Genomic DNA, 18,147 nt, shown 5'->3' with positions numbered 1-18,147 from the left:
GGTCAGCATTTAAGAACCACGTTTCTGACCCAACGGCCACGCTTTTGTCCACCCTGATTCTCGGTACGGCCATGTACGAGGTGGAAGTGAAGGTTCGGGCCGACCACGGTCCGGTCCGGGAGCGACTGGCCGAGCACGAGGCCGTCCCGGTCGATGCGGTCGTCCAGGAGGACGTGTACTACGACGCGCCGCATCGCGACTTCGCGGCGACCGACGAGGCCCTTCGCATCCGGCGCGAGGCGAGCATCGACCCCGACGCGACAGAATCGGTCGCGGCCGCCGTCGACAGCGTTGCGTCGGCCGAGTTCGACGCCCACGTGACCTACAAGGGCCCGCTCGTCGAGGCAGAGTCGAAGACCAGAGAGGAGTTCGAGACGCTGGTCGCGGCGGGCGAGACGATGGACGAGATACTCTCACGGCTCGGCTTCGAGCCGGCTGCGACCGTCCGCAAGCGCCGCGAACGCTTCGCCCTCGAAGGGTACACCGTCACGCTGGACGCGGTCGAGGGCCTCGGCGAGTACGTCGAGTGCGAGGTCGAGACCGACGAGGATTCGGTCGAGGACGCCCGTGAGGGCGCGTTCGACGTACTCCGGTCGCTCGGGCTGGACCCCGACGACCAGATTCGGACGTCGTATCTGGGCCTGTTGCTCGCTGGCGAGGCGACGTCGGAGTGAGTCTCGTGGAAACGAAAGGATTCGGGGCGTCGAGTCGTGGAGATTGTGTGTCGACGCGCCGGTGAGTGTCGAAAACACAACCAGAGATATTACTTCGAGACATATTTTGTCGGGTGCCTGTTTTCGCAAGTTATAGAACCCGTCATGGTCAACTCCGGGTAATGACAGAGCGCAATATTCGCGTCGAGCCCATCGAGAGGCTCGCGGTCGAAGACCAGGAGGTCGAGATCGTCGAGCGAAAAGGCATCGGCCACCCCGACTCTATCTGTGACGGTATCGCGGAAGCGGTCTCGCAGTCACTCGCCCAGATATACCTCGACCGCGTCGGCCGGGTCCTCCACTACAACACCGACGAGACGCAACTCGTCGCCGGCACCGCCGCACCCGCCTTCGGCGGCGGCGAAGTCATCGAGCCGATCTATCTCCTCATCGTCGGTCGCGCCACCAAGCACTACGTGGACGAAGAGGGCACCGAGTACAACATCCCGGCCGAGACCGTCGCCCTCAAAGCGGCTCGCCGGTACCTCAACGAGCACTTCCCGGAACTGGAGTTCGGCACCGACATCGTCGTCGACGTGAAGCTCGGCGAGGGCTCGGGCGACCTCCAGACCGTCTTCGGCGAGGACGGCGCGGCCGTCCCGATGGCCAACGACACCTCCTTCGGCGTCGGCCACGCCCCGAACACGGAGACCGAGCAGATCGTCCTCGACGCCGAGCACCGCCTCAACGGCGAGTACCACGACGAGAACCCCGCCATCGGGCAGGACGTGAAGATCATGGGCAAGCGCGAGGGCGACCACATCGACATCACGGTCGCCGCCGCGATGGTCGACAAGTACGTCGAGGACCTCGACGACTACATCGACCAGGTCGAGTCCATCCGTGACTACGTCACCGAGGTCGCCGCCGAACACACCGACCGCGAGGTCGACGTGCACGTCAACACCGCCGACAACTACGACGAGGGTGCCATCTACCTCACGACGACCGGCACCTCCGCGGAGCAGGGTGACGACGGGTCGGTCGGCCGCGGCAACCGCGCGAACGGTCTCATCACGCCGAACCGGTCCATGTCCATGGAGGCGACCTCCGGCAAGAACCCGGTCAACCACATCGGGAAGATCTACAACCTCCTCAGCACGGAGATCGCCGAGAGCGTCGTGAGCGAGGTCGACGGCATCCGCGACCTGCGCATCCGCCTGCTCTCCCAGATCGGCCGCCCCATCGACCAGCCCCACGTCGCCGACGCCCACGTCGTCACCGAGGACGGCGTCGAACTCGGCGACATCGAGGACGAGGTGACGGCCATCATCGACCGCGAACTCGCCAACGTGACCGACATCACCCGTCGCGTCATCGACGGCGAACTGACGACGTTCTGAAAACGAAACGACCTACGCGCGGTACGCGAGTACCGCGACGATATCCTTCTCAGGCTCGACTACTTCGACGCGACACTCGACCGCCGTAGTCGTCCCCGATTCGGCCCTGAGCGTCACGGCCCCGTTCTGGGTGTGACCGGTCTCTCGGGCTCGGTCCACGAGGGCGACGAGTTCGTCGCCGAGCGCCGAGAGCGGGAGGGAAAGCAGCGTCTCCCGCGAGTGCCGGACGAGCATCAGGAACTCGTTGTTCGCACCGGTTATCGCATCGCCCTCGGCGAGCATCGCGCCCATCCCGTGGGCCTGGAGGACCCGCTCGGCGACGGTCTCCTCGCTGACGGTGACGTAGTCGGTCATGTCACTGATGACGCAGACGTGGCCGCCGCCGGCCATGTGGGCCATCGAGAGGTCTTTCGGGAAGCGAGAGCCGTCGCGGCGGATGCCGGTCACGCTCCCGCGCCAGTCGCCGGATTCCGCGAGCTGGGGCATGATCTCGGTGGTGAACACCTCGACCTCCTCGTCGGTCGAGAGCACCTCCCACGTCTCCCCGATGAGGTCGGGCACGTCGTATCCGTGCATGACGGCGTACGCCTCGTTCATGTAGATGTACCTGCCGTCGTCGTCGAGGACCGCGATGCCCTCGCGGGCGGCCTCGATGGCCTGGACACGGAGCTGGAGCGCCGCCTCCGTCTGTCGCTTGTCGACTAGGGTCTGGACGCGGGTAGCCAGCAGCGCGAACTGGTCGGGACCGCCCTTCTGGAGGTAGTCACTCACGCCCTCTGAGATGGCCGTGCTGGCGATCTCCTCGCTGCCTTTCCCCGTGAACAGGACGAAGGGCAGCGAGTCGTCCCGCTGGCGGACGGCTGCCAGGAACCTGAGGCCGTCCATCTCCGGCATGTCGAAGTCGCTCACGATGCAGTGGACCTCGCGGCTATCGACGACGGCGAGGCCGTCGCTCGCGCTCGTGGCTGTGACAGTCACGATCTCGTCGGCCTCCTTCTCGAGGAAGGCCGCCGTCGCGTCGACCAGCTCCGGGTCGTCGTCGACGATGAGGACAGTCGCTGGGCCGGCGTCGTCACCAGGGATGACTGTCGACCTCACATCGAGTCCCGGGGTGTGGCCTCCCTCCCGGTCGGTCCTGGAGACCTCTTCGACGGGGTCCTGCGGGGACATCTGTCACTGTTCCCTTAGCACCCATGGGGCATGACCTTTGTCGAGACGTGACAGCAAGGTTTCCGGTCGGGGCCGAATGGCACGACCGACGCTCCGACGCGCGTTTAAACCTCGATGTGGTAGTCGCGCCCATGCATCCACCCGGGGCCGGGACGGTCGTCGTGCGCCACGGCGACATCAACGTGAAGAGCACGGGCGTCCAGCGCCGCATGGAGCGCCGGCTCGTCGCGAACGTCGAAGCCTTGCTCGCCGACGCAGGCGTCGACGGGACCGTCGAGCAGCCGTGGTCGCGCATCCTCATCCGGACCGACGAGGAGGACATCGAGGCGGCGACCGCGGCCGCCGCGAGGGCCTTCGGCGTCGTCTCCGCGAGTCCGGCCCTGTCGGTCCCCTCCGAACGCGACGCCATCACCGAGGCTCTCGCCGAGACCGCCCGTGAACACTACACGGGCGGGGCGTTCGCGGTGAACGCCCGGCGGGCCGAGAAGTCGCTCCCGTTCGACAGCGAGGACGCCCAGCGATGGGGTGGCCAGGCCATCTGGGAGGCCGTCGAGGACGAGTTCGAGCCCGAGGTCGACCTCGACGACCCCGACCTCACCTTCCACGTCGAGATTCGCCGTGAGGAGACGTTCATCTTCCTCGAACACGTCGACGGCCCCGGTGGCCTCCCGCTCGGAACGCAGGAACCGATGGTCGCACTCGTCAGCGGCGGTATCGACTCACCCGTCGCAGCCTACGAACTCATGCGCCGGGGCAGTCCCGTGATTCCGGTGTACGTCGACCTGGGCGATTATGGTGGCCCTGACCACGAGGCCCGGGCCATCGAGACGGTCCGGCGGCTCACCGACTACGCGCCGAACTTCGACCTCACCGTGTGGAAGATACCGGCAGGCGACGTGGTCTCCGACCTCGTTCGCAGTGTCGACACCGGCCGCATGCTCGTGTTCCGGCGGTTCCTCTACATGGTCGGCGAAGTGGTCGCCGGAGAAGCCGGGGCCGCCGGTGTGGTGACGGGCGAGGCCCTCGGGCAGAAGTCCAGCCAGACCGGCCAGAACTTCGCCGTCACCTCCCAGGCCATCGACCTCCCGGTTCACCGACCCCTCCTGACGTGGGACAAGGCGGATATCGTCGAACGCGCCCGTGAAATCGGGACGTTCCACGATTCGACGATTCCGGCGGGCTGCAACCGCATGGTCCCGAACCAGCCAGAAACGCGCGGCTCGCTTCCCTCGGTCGAGGCGGCCGAACCCGACGACCTGCGCCAGCGCGCCCGCGAGGTCGTCGAACGGGCCGACCGCATCGGCATCTGAGCGAAATCCACAAACCCCCCGCCCTCCAATGCCCGGCAGTGACCGACGTCTGTCTCATCGGCTCGGACGATTCCGTCCTCCGGTACGAGTTGCTCTCGCGTGAGACGGCCCGCGAGGCCCTCTCGACGTACGACCTCTGGGAACCGTTCGAGAACGCCATCGCCTGCCGGACGGTGAGCGTCGGGGCAGCCGTCTCCCTCTGTAACGACCTCAACTGGTACCTCGTCCGGTTCGTCGACGACGTGCTCGTCCGGGAGCCCTCCATCGTCGAGGACGAGTGGCTCTCGCGGGACCTGGCGACCCAGGTCCGAAACGATGCAGTCAAGCCCGCCGAGACCGGGCAGTACTGCAAGATGTACGGTGTCCTCGAGAACGACGACGGCCCTCCATCGCTCGTCGAACCGCTGTTCGTGCAACGCACCGACGACGGGCTCCCGGCGTACGACCTGCACCCGGACGTAGACGAGACGGTGGTCGTCCGTGTCAGTGCGGAGGAGTTCGGCGCATGACCGGGGGCCACGGGGTCGCCCGGCTGGACGGGCGACGCATCCACTACCGACGTGCGGGCGTCGATGGCCCGCCCGTGGTCCTGCTCCACGGTGGCGGCGTCGACGACGCGGAACTCTCCTGGAAGCTCACCATCGAGGAACTCGCCGACGCGGGCTACCAGGTGTACGCACCGGACTGGCCGGGCTACGGCGAGAGCGACCCGCACCCCGAGCCCTCCATCGCGACCTACGTGGAGATCCTCGACGAGTTCCTCGACGCGCTCGCCCTCGACACCGTGTCGCTCGTCGGTATCTCGATGGGTGGGGCGGCCGCTCTCGGCTACACGCTCGACCACTCGGAGCGAGTGGAGAAGCTCACGCTCGTGGACAGTTACGGGCTCGGCTCGACCGTCCCTGCCGGGTCGCTCTGGTACACCCTCGCACACATCCCGGGGGCCAACGCGGCCGGCTGGTCGATGATGGGCACCTCGAGAGAAGCGACCGCCCTCGGCCTCGGGAACGTCGTCCACGACCCCAACGCGGTCCCGGGGACGTTCGTCTCGGACGTTCGCGAACGTGCGAGCGAGACGGGCGCTGGCCGGGCGTTCACCCGGTTCCAGCGCAACGAGATCGGTCCCGGCGGGCGGGTGAAGACCAACTACGCGTCTCGCCTGGACGAACTCGACATTCCAGTCCTCCTCGTCCACGGCGAGGGTGACCCCCTGTTCCCGGTTCACTGGGCCCGCCGTGCCCACGAGGTCATCGCGGACTCGGCGCTGGTGGTCTTCGAGCACTGCGGGCACTGGTCACCCAGAGAGAAACCACTCCGGTTCAACACGAACCTTGTCGAGTTCCTGCGGATGGGCACCGAGTTCGACCCGAACTGAGGCGACTTTTCTCAGTCGAACAGGCCGAGCGACATGTAGCGCTCGCCGGAGTCCCAGAACACCGTGACGACGAGCGGGCAGTCGTCGTAGTCGCCGCCGTCGGTCTCGACGGCCTCCTCTCCGACCTCGCGGAGTTCGGCCGGACCGGGCGGACACTCCGCGGTCGGCTCCGCGATGCGGTCTGCGACCCGGTTCGCGACGACGCTCATCGCCCCGGATGACTGCCCGACGAGGATACCCTCCTCGCGGGCGAGCCGACGACACTCGTTCTCGGCCTCCTCGAGTTCGACCGTCTCTATCTCGTCGATGAGCGACGTGTCGAGGTTGTCGCTGACGAAGCCGGGCCCCATCCCCTGGAAGTCGTCCTGACCGGCTTCACCGGTCGAGAGGACCGCGTTGGTCGCAGGTTCGACCGCGACCGCGGTCATCTCCGGGAACTCCTCTTTCAGGCGCTTCACGTTGCCCGAGAAGGTGCCGCCCGTGCCGACGCCGGCGACGAAGGCGTCGATCTCGCGGTCGCCGATCTGTTCGAGAATCTCCTCGGCGGTGGTCCGGTAGTGCGCCCGCGGGTTCGCCGGGTTCTCGAACTGTCGAAGCTGGACTGCGCCTTCTTCCTCCTCTATCTCGTCGGCACGTTCCCGCGCCGTCGTCATATCGCCCGTGACGAGTTCGATGTCGGCCCCGTACGCCTCCATTATCTCGCGGCGCTCTTTCGACATGTCGTCGGGCATCACGATGGTGATGTCGTAGCCCTTCGCGGCGGCGACCATGCAGAGGCCGATACCGGTGTTCCCGCTCGTCGGTTCGACGAGTCGGTCACCCGGCGAGAGGTCGCCAGCCTGCTCGGCAGCCCGGACCATCTCGCGGGCCGGCCGGTCCTTGGCCGACCCGCCCGGGTTGAAGGATTCGACCTTCGCGGCGATTGTCGCGCCCGCTGGCGAGGAGACCTGGACGAGTGGAGAGCCGATGGCGTCCAGAATACTCTGATACATGCACGATTATTGTACAGCCACGAATAAACCACCCCCGGACACCGGCAGGACGTGCCCCAGCCGTCAGGTCACGTCCCCGGGGACTCGGGCGGAACCTCGATGCCGACGAGCCCGCCCAGGAACGTCTGGTACACCGAGACGGCGTCGGGGACGCCCGCGAGGCTGACGACCGGGTTCACGTCCACGACGACCCACTCCGCCGTCGACTCGCCAGTCCAGCTCAGCACGGTCTCGTCCGGGCCGTCTTCGGAACCGATGTGGACCGCATCGACCTCGAACACCCGGAGGCCGAACAGGTGTCGGACCCGGCGGACGATGGGTTCGAGCGAGGGGTCGAGCGGAACCGGCTCCAACCCGGTTGGCGACTCGTGGACAGCCCGAACAGTGTCGCCGAGGACGTGGACCTTCACGCTGGTCGCGTGCGGGACGTACGCCTCGACCAGTCGGTCCCCGTCGTAGTCGAGGTCGCCCGACGCGACGAACCCGTGGTCGTGGCTCCGCAGGACGCCTTCTTCGCGGCACTTCACGAGAACCGGTGGTGTGAGCGAGACTGCGGTCGCGGCTCCGAACTCGGCCATCGGAACCGGCACCCCGGCGTGGACGAGCGCCTGGTGGCGGGCGACGCGGTCGCTCGTCACCTGGACCGCGGCCGGTGGGTTGACCGTCTGGACACCGGCGGCCGCCACGCGGTCCAGGTCCGCGAGCGATTCCGGCCGTCGCTTGGCCGCGTGGAACAGGTCGAGGCCGAGCGCGTCGAGGTCGTGGTGGCTGCGCTCCGGGTCCAGCCAGACCACCTCGACGTGGTCGCTGAGCGATTCGAAGGCCTGGCGCTTCCGCGGGTTGCCACGGTCGCGCCAGTACGAGATGCCGATGCGAGGGCGAGCGGACTGCAAAACTACCGGAAAGAGGGGCCGAACCGTGATAAGCAGTCTCGCGGTATCGTTATACTTCCTCAGACCTAGCAACACTCGACTGATGGACGCCGACGATGGAACGGCGACGGGAGCCGGCCGGAACCCCGGGTTCAGGGCCGCCGCGGCGACCGACTGGCTCGCGGGTGACGGGGGCGGCCCGACTGGCTTCGCCACCGGACCAGATTTCGAGGACGTACCGCTCCGTGCGGACGGCGCGTCGTTGCTCGCTCGCTTTACCGAACCCAGCACGACCGAGCCAGCGAGCATCGCCGTCGTCTCCGACGTACACCTCTCGACCCGCGAGGTCGGCGGGTGGAAGGTGTTCCACCGGACCGAGGCGTTGCTCCGCCGGGCTGTCGCCGACCTGAACGACCACGACCTCGACCTCGTGGTGTTCTCCGGCGACCTCACCGAGAACGGGGCGTTGTGCGACTTCGAGCTCGTGAGCGACATCCTCGCCGGTCTCGACCACGAGTTCGTCGCGGTTCCCGGCAACCACGACGTGCCGAAGACGTTCGACGAGCACGAGGTGCCGCCCCTCTCGCGGTTCGAGCGGGAGTACACCCCCGGCGGCTTCCCCTTCCACGTCGACGCTGGCGGCGTCTCCGTGCTCGGACTCAACACCGCCCACGCGCCCGACGGCTCGCTGGACGACACGCACGAGGGGACCGTCTCACCAGACCAGCGCGAGTGGCTGGCAGACGAGCTGCCCAGACACGACGCGCCACTCGTCGTCGGCCACCACAACCTCCCGGGACTGCTCGGCGCGACCGGCGGCAACTCCTGGCGCGGGTCGTTCCCGATGCGCGACCCCGACCCCTTCGCGGACGTGCTCGCCGCGGGTGACGCACCGCTGTACCTCTCCGGGCACCTCCACGTCCCCGCTGTGGCCGAGACCGCGGGCGTCCGCGAACTCGTCGCCCCGGCTATCTGCTCGTTCCCCCAGGCGTACCTCGTCCTCGACATCGGCCCCGCGGGAACCAGCGTCTGGCACGTCCCCGTCGCGACCGACGAGGACGCCACCGAGGCGCTGGATCTCGCCCACGAGTACAGCGAGCGCAGCCGGATGGTCGCCGGCATCGTCCGCCGCCAGACCGGCGCGTACCCCCTCGTGGACGAGTTACCGCCCGAGGACCAGCCCGCCTCCCCGGCGGCCACGTCGGAATGTGACTAACGTCTATTTTTTACTGCTCGATAGCGAATCGAGGCGCATGGAACTCGAGACGATGCGCCCGACCCCGACGTGGGACGGCGCAGGCTACGAGGACAGCCTCGACGTATGGAGCGCACTCGCCGACGACATCGTCGTGAAGGTGTGGGGCGGCGACTGGTGCAAGGACTGCCGCAGCCAGCTTCCGGACTTCGGCGCGGCGCTCGAACAGGCCGAGGTCGACGACGTCGAACACTACCCGGTCGAGAAGGAGGACGACGGCTCGAAGGTCGGTCCCGGCGTCGAGGAGTACGGCATCGAGTACATCCCGACGGTCGTCGTCGAGGACGCCGAGACGGGCGAGGAACTCGCTCGCTTCGTCGAGGAGGAGGACCGGCCCATCGCGGTGTGGCTGGCCGACCAGCTGGAACAGTACGTCTGAACGCGGTCCAGGTCGTCTTCTCTCTCAGTTGCCCGTTTCGTCCCCCAGCCAGTCCAGCGCCTCGGCGATGTCGTGGGTCGGTGGCGAACACGAGAAGTCCCGGCAGGCGTAGACCGTGGGCTCACCGTCGGTCGCGTCGCGGTCGGCCCAGATGGGCGGTGCGGTGTCGAAATCGAGGTCGCCGAGCCACGCGTCCAGCCCGTCGGCGGTCGGCGGCCGCAGGGCGAGCACCCGCGCCGGGAGGTAGGTGTCCCCGATGGCCGCGCGCCAGTCCTCCGGTAACTCGTCGGCCGCGACGGTCAGTTCGCGGTCACCCGTGTTCCAGCGGTCAGCAGCCAAGACCAGCGACGGGTACTCAAGCGGGCTGGACTCGATTCGGCCGCCGTGGGTCGCCAGGACGGACTCGACGACCGTCTCGAACTCGTCGTCCGGGCTGAAGTGCGACAGCGAGAGGAACACGTCGAGGGTGACGCCGAGCGAGGACGGCGTGGACTGGTCGCGCAGCTCCTGCGGGCGGGCGACGAGGTCCTCGCCACCTGCGGGCGTGAAGAAGACGGTCTCTTCCTCGCTGTCCCAGAACTCGTTCTCGATGGTCCGCGCGAGGTCGAGCGCGAATTGCAGGGATTCGTGGTCGCCGGTCGCCTGGTACAGGTCGAACGCGCCGCGGGCGAGGAAGGCGTAGTCTTCCAGGTAGCCCTCTCCCTTCACGTCGCCGTCGGCGAACCGCCGGGTGAGTCGCCCTGCATCCGCGTCCCAGAGGTGCTCGCGGACGAAGTCGAGTGCTTCCTCGGCAGGTGCTGCGTAGCCTTCATCGAGGACGATGGCAGCCTCGGCGAACGCGGAGATCATGAGGCCGTTCCACCCCGCGAGGACCTTGTCGTCGCGACGGGGGCGCGGGCGCTCCTCGCGAGCCTCGAAGACGGACTGCTTCGCGTCTGCGAGCCGCGCCTCGACCTCGGCCTCGGCCAGGTCGTGCTCCTCGGCGAGGTCCGCGATGCTCGCCGAGATGGTCAGCACGGTCTGGCCGTTCTCGAAGTTGCCCTTGCTCGTGACGCCGTAGCGCTCACAGAACAGCTCCGAATCCTCGTCGTCCAGCACTGCCTGAACCTGCTCCGGCGTCCAGACGTAGAACGCGCCCTCTTCCTGCTCGCCCTCCTCGTTTGCGGACTGGGCGTCCAGCGTCGAGAAGAACCCGCCGCCGTCGTGCTGGAGTTCCCGGGTGACGAAGTCGAGGGTCTCCTCGACCCGGTCTCTGTACGTCTCCTCGCCCGTGGCCTGGTAGCCCGCGAGGAAGATCCGGGACAACTCGGCGTTGTCGTACAGCATCTTCTCGAAGTGGGGCACCGTCCAGTCGCGGTCGGTGCAGTAGCGGTGGAAGCCGCCGCCGACGTGGTCGTAGAGGCCGCCGTCGCCCATCGCGTCGAGGTTCTGGGCGACTGCCTCGCGGAAGCCGTCTCGGCCGGAGCGGTCGTAGGAACGCAGGAGGACGTGCAGACGGGCCTCCTGCGGGAACTTCGGGCCGGAGTTGCCGAAGCCGCCGTACTCGCGGTCGACGCTGCGCATCAGCGAGGTGGCGGCGTCCGAGAGCACGTCCTCACCGGGGGCCTCCTCGCCCGGTGATTCCACGTCTTCGAGCTGGTCTTTGGCCACCCGCGTCCACTGGTCGGCCCGGTTCGCCATCTCTTTGCGCTGCTCGGGGTCCTGCCAGGACTCGGCGACGTTCTCCAGCAGGCTCAGGAAGCCGGGCATGTTGCGCCGCGGCTCGCGCGGGAAGTACGTCCCCACGTAGAAGGGCTTGCCCTCGGGTGTGAGCCACACCGAGAGGGGCCAGCCGCCGCGGCCGCTGACGGCCTGACAGACGGTCTGGTAGATGGAGTCGAGGTCCGGGCGCTCCTCGCGGTCGACCTTGATGGGCACGAAGTGCTCGTTCAGCACCTCGGCCACGTCGTCGTCCTCGAAGCTCTCGTCCTCCATGACGTGACACCAGTGACAGGCCGAGTAGCCCACCGAGAGGAAGATGGGCTTGTCCTCCTCGCGGGCCGCAGAGAGGGCTGCGTCGTCCCACGGCTGCCAGTTGACGGGGTTGTCCGCGTGCTGTCGGAGGTACGGCGATGCCTCCTCGTCGAGCCGGTTTCGCGCGGTGGGGTCGCTCATGGCTGTCCCTTGGACCGAGGGCGGGTAAAAGCGTCCGACTCCGGCGGCCGATGCGGCTTCTCGGTCACGACGCCGTCTCAGGGCGGGCCCGGCAGTCCACTCTGCAAACTGAAAGAACCGTATTACCATTCAGAAAATATATTCAGGCCGTTGGCATACTGCCCTCATGCACAGACGAGCGTTCCTCGGGGCCACGACAGCGGTCGGTGCGGCCCTCCTGTCGGGCTGTGCGGCCACGGATTCGTCGACCAACGAAGCGGACCCCGACCATTCGGTCGAGGTCGACAACAACCACGCCGACACCCACACACTCTCGGTAACCGTCACGCGGGAGTCCGGGGAGGTCGTCCACGACGAGACCCACGAGGTCGAACCGGGCGCGACCAGAGAGATATACAACCTGCAGGACGCGGCTCCCGACGGCATCGAATCGTTCACCATCGAGGCGACGATGGACGACCAGCAGACGTCGGTCACCATCAAATCCAGTGCCTGCTACGGGGGAGCGATCATCTACATCACCGAGGACGGAGCGCTCGAGTCGACGTACGCCATCTGCTGACGAACTCGTCGGTGGCGCCAGTCAGTGGAAGCCTGCCTGGTGGCCATGTTCGTGTATACTTCCACCTGCGGGAAGGGCAACCTTTACACTCTCGTGCGTACCGCTATCGCGTATGTCCGATACCCTCTTGCTCGTCGGTGGCGGCGGGCGCGAGCACGCCATCGCCCGGGCGCTCGACGAGTCACCCGACCGAGACGAGTTCGAGCTGTACGCCTGCGCAGGGAACCGAAACCCCGGCATCGCCCGCATCGCCGCGGGCTTCGAGACACTGGATACGGCTGACCCCGAGGCCGTGGTCGCCTACGCCGAGGAAGTCGACGCGACGCTGGCCGTCATCGGGCCGGAGAAACCCCTCGCAGAGGGCGTCGTCGACGCGCTCGAAGACGCCGGTGTGTACGCCTTCGGGCCGAAGCAGGCCGACGCCCGCATCGAGGTCGACAAGTCGTTCCAGCGCGAGTTCATGGCCGAGAACGACGTGCCGGGCTGCCCGGACTACGCCGTCTTCACCGACATGGACGCTGCCTGCGAGTACATCGACGAGTACGACGGCGACCTCGCCGTCAAGCCCGCCGGCCTGACCGGCGGCAAGGGCGTCCGCGTCACCGGCGACCAGATCACCAAGGAGGAGGCCAAGGAGTACCTGCAGGAGTCCGACTACGAGAAGGTCGTCCTCGAAGAGCGCCTCGTCGGCGAGGAGTTCACCATCCAGGCTATCGTCGCCGGCGACGACGTGCTCATCACCCCCGCCGTGCAGGACCACAAGCGCGCCTACGAGGGCGACGAGGGGCCGAACACGGGCGGTATGGGCAGCTACACCGATTCGAGCTTCCAGCTCCCGTTCATGACCGAGGCCGACAGCGTCGAGGCGCTCCAGATCATGCGCACGACAGTCGAGAACCTCGACGACTACCGCGGCATCCTCTACGGCCAGTTCATGCTCACCGCCGAGGGCGTCAAGGTCGTGGAGTTCAACGCCCGGTTCGGCGACCCCGAGGCGATGAACACCCTGCCGGTCCTCGAGACCGACTTCTACGAGATTCTCACGAAGGCCCGCGACGGCGAACCCCTCCCCGAGCTCGACTTCGCCGGGAAGGCGACCGTCTGCAAGTACGCCACCCCTGCCGGCTACCCGACGAACCCCGAGGCTGGGACGAAGATCGAAGTCGACGAGGACAGCGCTGGCGACGCCTTGCTGTACTACGCCTCCGTCGACGAGCGCGACGACGGTATCTACACGACGACCTCCCGCGCCTTCGCGGTCGTCGGCGTCGCCGACACCATCGCCGAGGCCGAAGAACAGGCCGAAGCCGCGTTCGCAGTCGCCGGCGAGGATGGCCTTCACATCCGCCACGACATCGGTAAGGCCGACCTCGTCCAGCGCCGTATCGACCACGTCACCGAACTCCGCGGCGAATAGGGAACTCAGGCCGCTTTTCTGCTGTCCCGCCGCTCGAACGCCGCCCGGATCTCCTCGCTCACGTCCAGCCCCGCCAGCTCCGCGTCGACGTCCACGTCGTCGAACTCGCGCTCGCCGCGCTGCTGGAGCACCCGGACGTGGTACAGGTACGAGAGCCGCATGAGCCAGCGCGCGTGCTCGAAGTCGTCCGACGACTCGATGTCGTACGTGGTCCACCCCGAGTTCGTGAGCAGGTGGTGTTCCCCCGTCTCGCCCGCCTCGACGAGCCGGTTCCGAAGCGCCTTCAGGTACGGGATGTCGAGCATTCCCGACGCATGGACGTGGCCGATTTCCTGCGAGCCGACGAGGAACGCGGTCCCGCCGTAGCGGTGTTCCTCCTGCCGGACGTGGGGCCAGTCGCTCACGGTCTCGACGAGCGCCTCGACGACCTCCCCGACGAGTCTGGACGAGTCTGCCATGCGAGAGGTAGGCCCCGTGGTGGAATCAACGTCTCGCTGGCCTTGGCCGAACGCGGCCCGAACCCGACAACTGGACCGTGGTGTTCATGCCCACGGCCCCCGAAGCCGACGCCGTGAGCGACGACGAGTCCCGTCACGACCGCGTGACCGCGTATTCGACGCCCGGCCCGTTGAACTCCCTGCAGCACTGGCCCGACGCCAAGTCACCACTCAAAGTGGCGTTCAACTACGTCGTCGTCTGGCTCATCCGCACCTCGCCCTCGCTTCGCCTGAAGAACTGGCTCCTCGGCCTCCTCGGTGTCACCGTCGGTGAGGGCGTCTCCTGGGGCCTCGAAGCGACGCCCGACGTGTTCTGGCCCGAGCACATCACGCTGGGCGACCACGTCATCATCGGCTACGACTCCACCCTCCTCTGCCACGAGTTCCTGCAGGACGAGTACCGCGTCGGTGACGTGGTCGTCGGCGACCGTGCGATGATCGGTGCCGGTGCCATCGTCCTCCCCGGCGTCGAGATCGGCGAGGGCGCACAGGTCGCGGCGAACTCGCTCGTGACCGAGGACGTGCCGGCAGGAGAGACGGTCGCCGGGGTCCCGGCCCGGCCGATGAGCGAGTGGGCGATGCGGGACTCCGACGGCGACGACTGACCTACTCCCTGATTCTGACGACACCGTTCTCGAACACGCGGTTGTTCGGCACGATGTACTCTGCCCCGTCCGCCTCTATCTGCGTGACGAACAGGTCCACCTCCTGGACGACGCCCTGCTTGTCGTCGACCTCCACCTGGTCACCGATACCGTAGGGCTGGCGCAAGAGCAGGTACATCCCGGCCGCACTGGCCCGCAGGAAATCACGGAACGCCAGGCCACCGAGGAAGATGAGCGCGAAGAGATACGCGGCGAGCAGGACGACCAGTGCGAGCATGTTCACGCCGACCTGACTCAGCGCGACGAGGAAGGCGATGTAGATGACGCTGTACTTCACGAGCCGCGGGAGGAGATTCACCTCCGGCAGCTTGACGCCGCGCAGGCGTTCGCTCGTGAGCAACTCGGCCTTGTCGGCCGCGACGAACCCGACGATGAGGACGAAGATGGCGATGAACAGGTCGGGGACGAACCAGACGATACTGAGCCAGAACTGGTCCGTCCGGATGATGTTCGCGACGTGGACCGCCGCGAGCACCGCGATGCCGTAGATGAACCACGAACTCAGCCGGGCGACGATGTCGACCGTCGACGTGCCGAGGCTGCGCGCGCTCGACTCGAACGGCGTCCCCTCGACCATGTCGGGCAGCCCGGCCGCCTCCATCAGGCGCTTGTTCAGCTTCCCGACCAGCAACCCGATGACGACACCGGCCACGATGACGCCGAAGGCCAGAACCAGCGGCTCCTGCAACAGCGCACTCACGTCGATGTTCCCGCCGTCGCCCTGGAGGGGGAGGCGATTCCGCCCCAGCACGTCCGCTCGAAGCTGCTGTGCCAGCCACGCGGCCATCGTCAGTAGTCCTCCGGGTCGATCTCCAGCAGCAACTCACCGTTCTTGAACGCGCGGACCAGCCCGTCACTCTCCGAGAGGACGATGGCGGTTGCGTTCGTGTCGCGCGTCACCGCACCGGCTGCCATGTGGCGCGCGCCAAGCCCCTTCGGGATGTCGACGCCCTCCGCCGACGGCTCGAGGTACCGGTACGCGCTGACGATCTTCCCCGAATCGGAGATGACGAACGCGCCGTCGAGCCGCGAGAACTCCTTCAGCATCACGTTCACGATGGGGTCACCCACGTGCACGTGGCTCTTCTCGAACGGGTTGTACGACAGCGGTCGCGACTTGTTCATCACCTTCCCGGCGTCGCCGACCACGAACAGCGCGCCGACCGGCTTGCCCTTCTGGCCCTTCTTTCCGAGTTCGACGGCCAGTTCGAGCACGTTCTTGATGACGTTCGGTTCCGCGCGCGAGTTCGCGAACAGGTCGTACACGCCGGACTGCTTCGACGCGTCCGCGCGCACCCGAGAAATCGTATCGATACCACTGTCGAAGACGCTCGTCGCACAGAGCAACACGTCACCGTCGTCGAGCAGCCCCGCATCCAGGGCACCCTCGAGGCCGAAGCGGACCCGCTCCGCGACGTTCTCGAACTCCAGCGGGAGCTCGACGAACGATTCGGCGTCCACCGTGTTCTCCGTCCCGATGACGACCACCTCCGGCTCTTCTAGCTCCGAGAAGCGCTCGAAATACGAGCCACTCGGTGAGAAGAGCACTATCGCGTCCACGTCCGCGAGTATTTCGCCGAATAGCTCGCCCAAATTCGCCATTGGGCGTAAGAACTAACCCGGAGTGAAAAAGGTTTGTGGGGTCGGCACGGGATTCCCGTTTCTTCAGACGGTCGCGTTCGTGCTCTCCTGCCAGATGACACTGTTCGTCGGGACGTGGACGACCAGTATCGTCACCCGGTCGCCCTGATTCAGGTTCGGCAGGTCGACTGCGATGTGCTCCCCGGCCGCCCAGATGCCGTCGGTCGTCGATGGGCCAGCGATGAACTCGCCGGTGGGACTCGTCTCGTTCACCATGCTCTCGGTCCCCTCCAGATTGCTCGACGCGAACGACGACCCCGACGCCTGCAGGTCAACGATCCTGACCTGACTGTCGTTGTTCTGGTTCCGAATCACCACTTCCAGGTTCTTCATCTCGAGCTTCTCGCCTCCGTTCGCCGTCACCATCACCTCCCCGTCGCCGGCCGACACCATCTCCAGGTTCGCGTGCATCTGTGGCGACGGCTCTCGCTTCTCCTCCGTGAAGTTCAGCGCATAGACGCTCACGGTCACCGCCATTATCATCACGAGCCCCACGATGAGTACGGTGCTCACCACCGACGACACACCCCTCCTCGATTTCATGGTCGAAGACTCGTCGTTTCGGTATTTGTTTCTGATGGCCGTTCTGCGTGTTAGAAGCTGTCTAGGGGCCTCTAATCGGATTCTACCGGACTTATATTGATTAACTAATTGCTGATGTCGGTGATATAGTGTTCGAGAACCTGTAGTTCAGCGGTGTTGGCCTCGGACAACCAGCCAACCCAAAGCACTCAACAATAGGCTACTGCCACCAATGAACCAGTCCAGATTTTTGACTACAAAGGAAATTTGCCCCCTTTGTGCCCCGTAGAACTTTTCCCCAGGCTCTAATGCCAGTGATGAATTTACCATGTTTGAAAATATGGCCACCGCAACAAACGCGATACCTGTGACGGCGACGAGTACGATTATCGCGTTGATGAACTTTAGACCCTCCATCTCACCACCTACTTTCAGATAGAATATCCCAAGCAACACGTCCTGGTCCGATGACGATTCCCGCGATAGCGAAGGCGACCACAGCTTTAATTGGCAACCTCAACTCCGAAAATGGACCAATAGATGGCATCATCGGCCAAATTGCGGTGAGAATGAGAATAGTACAGAAAGCGATGATGACGCTTTCGCCCAACTCTTGTCAACTCACCATTACCATCCCTAAACGGTAGGTAAAGTTAAATTCTCTGCCAATAGTTTGGACGAGATTCCGGGACCGGATTTGAACCTCACTCGCTCACTCCGTTCGCTCGCTGGTTCAGAATCCGGACCGTCCGCTGTTCGTCCTCACTTCGTTCGGACAGAACATGCGTGGGACCGGATTTGAACCGGCGGACCTCTATAGGACAGCGTCCTAAGCGCTGCGCCGTTTCCTGGCTTGGCTACCCACGCGCGCTTCCGACTTTTTCCGAGACCAGTAAGAACCTGTCGGGTTCGGTCGACGCGCCGCCCGGTGGTTTAAGTCTCCGAAGGCAGTACGGCGGTGTATGTACAGTGCACGGGACCGGGTGGACAACGAGGAGTGGCTGGCCGAACTCCAGACCGCTGCCGACCGGCTCGACCTGGACGCTGATGCGCGGTCGTATGCGGTGGACCTGTTTCTCTCGTCGGTTCCGGAATCAGAGCGGTCGAAGAAGCCGGCGATGGCGGCGAGTCTGTATGCGGGCGCACTCATCGCGAGCGACGGGCGGTCACAGACCGAGGTCGCCGACGCTGCGGGCGTCTCGCGCTTGTCGATTCAGCAACGCTGGAAGGACGTGCTCGAATCGGCGGGCCTGGAACCACCGTCGTGGTAAGGAAAACGG

20 protein-coding genes and 1 tRNA gene are annotated in these 18,147 nt (G+C 66.1%); 11 read left to right on the top strand and 10 right to left on the bottom strand.

Features of this window, described 5'->3' with window-relative positions:
• Positions 1 to 71 precede the first annotated feature (71 nt).
• Entirely contained in the window at positions 72 to 674 is a 603-nt protein-coding gene (gene cyaB, locus ACSC1S_RS09075; protein WP_435364028.1) for a class IV adenylate cyclase, read from the top strand.
• Between the two features lie 161 nt (positions 675 to 835).
• Complete coding sequence (locus tag ACSC1S_RS09070) at positions 836 to 2,056, top strand: methionine adenosyltransferase (RefSeq protein WP_435364027.1); 1,221 nt, start codon at positions 836 to 838, stop codon at positions 2,054 to 2,056.
• A gap of 12 nt (positions 2,057 to 2,068) precedes the next feature.
• Here the strand turns inward: ACSC1S_RS09070 and ACSC1S_RS09065 are convergent, their stop codons facing one another.
• Positions 2,069 to 3,226, bottom strand: coding sequence for a PAS domain-containing response regulator (locus tag ACSC1S_RS09065; RefSeq protein WP_435364026.1), 1,158 nt, complete (start codon positions 3,224 to 3,226; stop codon positions 2,069 to 2,071).
• A gap of 131 nt (positions 3,227 to 3,357) precedes the next feature.
• Here ACSC1S_RS09065 and ACSC1S_RS09060 point away from each other — a divergent pair, with 131 nt between their 5' ends.
• The 3 genes from ACSC1S_RS09060 to ACSC1S_RS09050 are packed head-to-tail and all read left to right on the top strand — an operon-like array spanning position 3,358 to position 5,911.
• Positions 3,358 to 4,536 carry a tRNA sulfurtransferase gene (locus ACSC1S_RS09060; RefSeq protein WP_435364025.1) on the top strand — a complete coding sequence of 393 codons (1,179 nt, stop codon included), beginning with the start codon at positions 3,358 to 3,360 and terminating at the stop codon, positions 4,534 to 4,536.
• A 38-nt stretch (positions 4,537 to 4,574) separates the two neighbouring features.
• The gene (locus tag ACSC1S_RS09055; protein WP_261651492.1) at positions 4,575 to 5,045 is read left to right on the top strand and encodes a DUF5804 family protein; all 471 of its coding nucleotides are present in this window, start codon (positions 4,575 to 4,577) and stop codon (positions 5,043 to 5,045) included.
• The gene (locus ACSC1S_RS09050) at positions 5,042 to 5,911 is read left to right on the top strand and encodes an alpha/beta fold hydrolase (RefSeq protein WP_435364024.1); all 870 of its coding nucleotides are present in this window, start codon (positions 5,042 to 5,044) and stop codon (positions 5,909 to 5,911) included. The genes ACSC1S_RS09055 and ACSC1S_RS09050 overlap by 4 nt, the downstream gene beginning before the upstream one ends.
• Positions 5,912 to 5,922: 11 nt before the next feature.
• On the opposite strand, the gene ACSC1S_RS09045 is transcribed toward ACSC1S_RS09050, so the two are convergent.
• Together ACSC1S_RS09045 and ACSC1S_RS09040 are read right to left on the bottom strand one after the other, a co-directional pair.
• On the bottom strand, positions 5,923 to 6,903 hold the full coding sequence (locus tag ACSC1S_RS09045) for a PLP-dependent cysteine synthase family protein (RefSeq protein ID WP_435364023.1): 981 nt from the start codon (positions 6,901 to 6,903) through the stop codon (positions 5,923 to 5,925).
• A 68-nt stretch (positions 6,904 to 6,971) separates the two neighbouring features.
• Positions 6,972 to 7,796 (bottom strand): ATP-grasp domain-containing protein, encoded by an 825-nt coding sequence (locus tag ACSC1S_RS09040; RefSeq protein WP_435364022.1) that lies wholly within the window; start codon positions 7,794 to 7,796, stop codon positions 6,972 to 6,974.
• A gap of 82 nt (positions 7,797 to 7,878) precedes the next feature.
• On the opposite strand from ACSC1S_RS09040, the gene ACSC1S_RS09035 reads away from it, so the two are divergent.
• A complete protein-coding gene (locus ACSC1S_RS09035) occupies positions 7,879 to 8,991 on the top strand; it encodes a metallophosphoesterase family protein (protein ID WP_435364021.1) in 1,113 nt (370 codons plus the stop codon).
• Between the two features lie 37 nt (positions 8,992 to 9,028).
• Positions 9,029 to 9,409 carry a TlpA family protein disulfide reductase gene (locus ACSC1S_RS09030; protein ID WP_435364020.1) on the top strand — a complete coding sequence of 127 codons (381 nt, stop codon included), beginning with the start codon at positions 9,029 to 9,031 and terminating at the stop codon, positions 9,407 to 9,409.
• A gap of 24 nt (positions 9,410 to 9,433) precedes the next feature.
• On the opposite strand, the gene ACSC1S_RS09025 is transcribed toward ACSC1S_RS09030, so the two are convergent.
• Positions 9,434 to 11,563, bottom strand: coding sequence for a thioredoxin domain-containing protein (locus ACSC1S_RS09025; protein ID WP_435364019.1), 2,130 nt, complete (start codon positions 11,561 to 11,563; stop codon positions 9,434 to 9,436).
• A gap of 166 nt (positions 11,564 to 11,729) precedes the next feature.
• On the opposite strand from ACSC1S_RS09025, the gene ACSC1S_RS09020 reads away from it, so the two are divergent.
• The gene (locus ACSC1S_RS09020; protein WP_435364018.1) at positions 11,730 to 12,125 is read left to right on the top strand and encodes an Ig-like domain-containing protein; all 396 of its coding nucleotides are present in this window, start codon (positions 11,730 to 11,732) and stop codon (positions 12,123 to 12,125) included.
• 112 nt (positions 12,126 to 12,237) lie between these two features.
• Positions 12,238 to 13,542 (top strand): phosphoribosylamine--glycine ligase, encoded by a 1,305-nt coding sequence (purD, locus tag ACSC1S_RS09015; RefSeq protein ID WP_435364017.1) that lies wholly within the window; start codon positions 12,238 to 12,240, stop codon positions 13,540 to 13,542.
• 5 nt (positions 13,543 to 13,547) lie between these two features.
• Here purD and ACSC1S_RS09010 read toward each other — a convergent pair whose 3' ends face one another.
• On the bottom strand, positions 13,548 to 14,000 hold the full coding sequence (locus ACSC1S_RS09010) for a luciferase domain-containing protein (RefSeq protein WP_435364016.1): 453 nt from the start codon (positions 13,998 to 14,000) through the stop codon (positions 13,548 to 13,550).
• Positions 14,001 to 14,086: 86 nt separating this feature from the next.
• Here ACSC1S_RS09010 and ACSC1S_RS09005 point away from each other — a divergent pair, with 86 nt between their 5' ends.
• Positions 14,087 to 14,644, top strand: coding sequence for an acyltransferase (locus ACSC1S_RS09005; RefSeq protein WP_435364015.1), 558 nt, complete (start codon positions 14,087 to 14,089; stop codon positions 14,642 to 14,644).
• A 1-nt stretch (position 14,645) separates the two neighbouring features.
• Here ACSC1S_RS09005 and ACSC1S_RS09000 read toward each other — a convergent pair whose 3' ends face one another.
• The 5 genes from ACSC1S_RS09000 to ACSC1S_RS08980 all read right to left on the bottom strand — a co-directional run bounded on the left by ACSC1S_RS09000 (position 14,646) and on the right by ACSC1S_RS08980 (position 17,734).
• Positions 14,646 to 15,410: a mechanosensitive ion channel domain-containing protein gene (locus tag ACSC1S_RS09000; protein ID WP_435364600.1), complete on the bottom strand. Its 765-nt coding sequence runs from the start codon at positions 15,408 to 15,410 to the stop codon at positions 14,646 to 14,648.
• Between the two features lie 83 nt (positions 15,411 to 15,493).
• Positions 15,494 to 16,306, bottom strand: a complete 813-nt coding sequence (gene dacZ, locus ACSC1S_RS08995) for a diadenylate cyclase DacZ (RefSeq protein ID WP_261651480.1) — start codon at positions 16,304 to 16,306, stop codon at positions 15,494 to 15,496.
• Positions 16,307 to 16,369: 63 nt separating this feature from the next.
• On the bottom strand, positions 16,370 to 16,888 hold the full coding sequence (locus ACSC1S_RS08990; protein ID WP_435364014.1) for a type IV pilin N-terminal domain-containing protein: 519 nt from the start codon (positions 16,886 to 16,888) through the stop codon (positions 16,370 to 16,372).
• A gap of 147 nt (positions 16,889 to 17,035) precedes the next feature.
• Positions 17,036 to 17,284: a hypothetical protein gene (locus ACSC1S_RS08985; RefSeq protein ID WP_435364013.1), complete on the bottom strand. Its 249-nt coding sequence runs from the start codon at positions 17,282 to 17,284 to the stop codon at positions 17,036 to 17,038.
• Between the two features lie 366 nt (positions 17,285 to 17,650).
• Positions 17,651 to 17,734: transfer RNA gene (locus ACSC1S_RS08980), tRNA-Leu, on the bottom strand.
• Between the two features lie 95 nt (positions 17,735 to 17,829).
• On the opposite strand from ACSC1S_RS08980, the gene ACSC1S_RS08975 reads away from it, so the two are divergent.
• Positions 17,830 to 18,138, top strand: a complete 309-nt coding sequence (locus tag ACSC1S_RS08975) for a transcription initiation factor IIB family protein (protein ID WP_261651477.1) — start codon at positions 17,830 to 17,832, stop codon at positions 18,136 to 18,138.
• The last annotated feature ends 9 nt before the right edge of the window (positions 18,139 to 18,147 follow it).

Origin of the sequence: Haloarchaeobius pelagicus, assembly GCF_051207375.1 — an archaeon.
Classification (GTDB): domain Archaea; phylum Halobacteriota; class Halobacteria; order Halobacteriales; family Natrialbaceae; genus Haloarchaeobius.
The sequence above is the reverse complement of the archived record's forward strand: the minus strand, read 5'-3'. Positions and strand labels throughout refer to the sequence as shown.

Bases quoted from the DNA above. Each gene is read 5' to 3' on its own strand.
- cyaB (WP_435364028.1), top strand. From the start codon at position 72: ATGTACGAGGTGGAAGTGAAGGTTCGGGCCGACCACGGTCCGGTCCGG.
- ACSC1S_RS09070 (WP_435364027.1), top strand. From the start codon at position 836: ATGACAGAGCGCAATATTCGCGTCGAGCCCATCGAGAGGCTCGCGGTC.
- ACSC1S_RS09065 (WP_435364026.1), bottom strand. From the start codon at position 3,226: ATGTCCCCGCAGGACCCCGTCGAAGAGGTCTCCAGGACCGACCGGGAG.
- ACSC1S_RS09060 (WP_435364025.1), top strand. From the start codon at position 3,358: ATGCATCCACCCGGGGCCGGGACGGTCGTCGTGCGCCACGGCGACATC.
- ACSC1S_RS09050 (WP_435364024.1), top strand. From the start codon at position 5,042: ATGACCGGGGGCCACGGGGTCGCCCGGCTGGACGGGCGACGCATCCAC.
- ACSC1S_RS09045 (WP_435364023.1), bottom strand. From the start codon at position 6,903: ATGTATCAGAGTATTCTGGACGCCATCGGCTCTCCACTCGTCCAGGTC.
- ACSC1S_RS09035 (WP_435364021.1), top strand. From the start codon at position 7,879: ATGGACGCCGACGATGGAACGGCGACGGGAGCCGGCCGGAACCCCGGG.
- ACSC1S_RS09030 (WP_435364020.1), top strand. From the start codon at position 9,029: ATGGAACTCGAGACGATGCGCCCGACCCCGACGTGGGACGGCGCAGGC.
- ACSC1S_RS09025 (WP_435364019.1), bottom strand. From the start codon at position 11,563: ATGAGCGACCCCACCGCGCGAAACCGGCTCGACGAGGAGGCATCGCCG.
- ACSC1S_RS09020 (WP_435364018.1), top strand. From the start codon at position 11,730: ATGCACAGACGAGCGTTCCTCGGGGCCACGACAGCGGTCGGTGCGGCC.
- purD (WP_435364017.1), top strand. From the start codon at position 12,238: ATGTCCGATACCCTCTTGCTCGTCGGTGGCGGCGGGCGCGAGCACGCC.
- ACSC1S_RS09010 (WP_435364016.1), bottom strand. From the start codon at position 14,000: ATGGCAGACTCGTCCAGACTCGTCGGGGAGGTCGTCGAGGCGCTCGTC.
- ACSC1S_RS09005 (WP_435364015.1), top strand. From the start codon at position 14,087: ATGCCCACGGCCCCCGAAGCCGACGCCGTGAGCGACGACGAGTCCCGT.
- dacZ (WP_261651480.1), bottom strand. From the start codon at position 16,306: ATGGCGAATTTGGGCGAGCTATTCGGCGAAATACTCGCGGACGTGGAC.
- ACSC1S_RS08990 (WP_435364014.1), bottom strand. From the start codon at position 16,888: ATGAAATCGAGGAGGGGTGTGTCGTCGGTGGTGAGCACCGTACTCATC.
- ACSC1S_RS08985 (WP_435364013.1), bottom strand. From the start codon at position 17,284: ATGGAGGGTCTAAAGTTCATCAACGCGATAATCGTACTCGTCGCCGTC.
- ACSC1S_RS08975 (WP_261651477.1), top strand. From the start codon at position 17,830: ATGTACAGTGCACGGGACCGGGTGGACAACGAGGAGTGGCTGGCCGAA.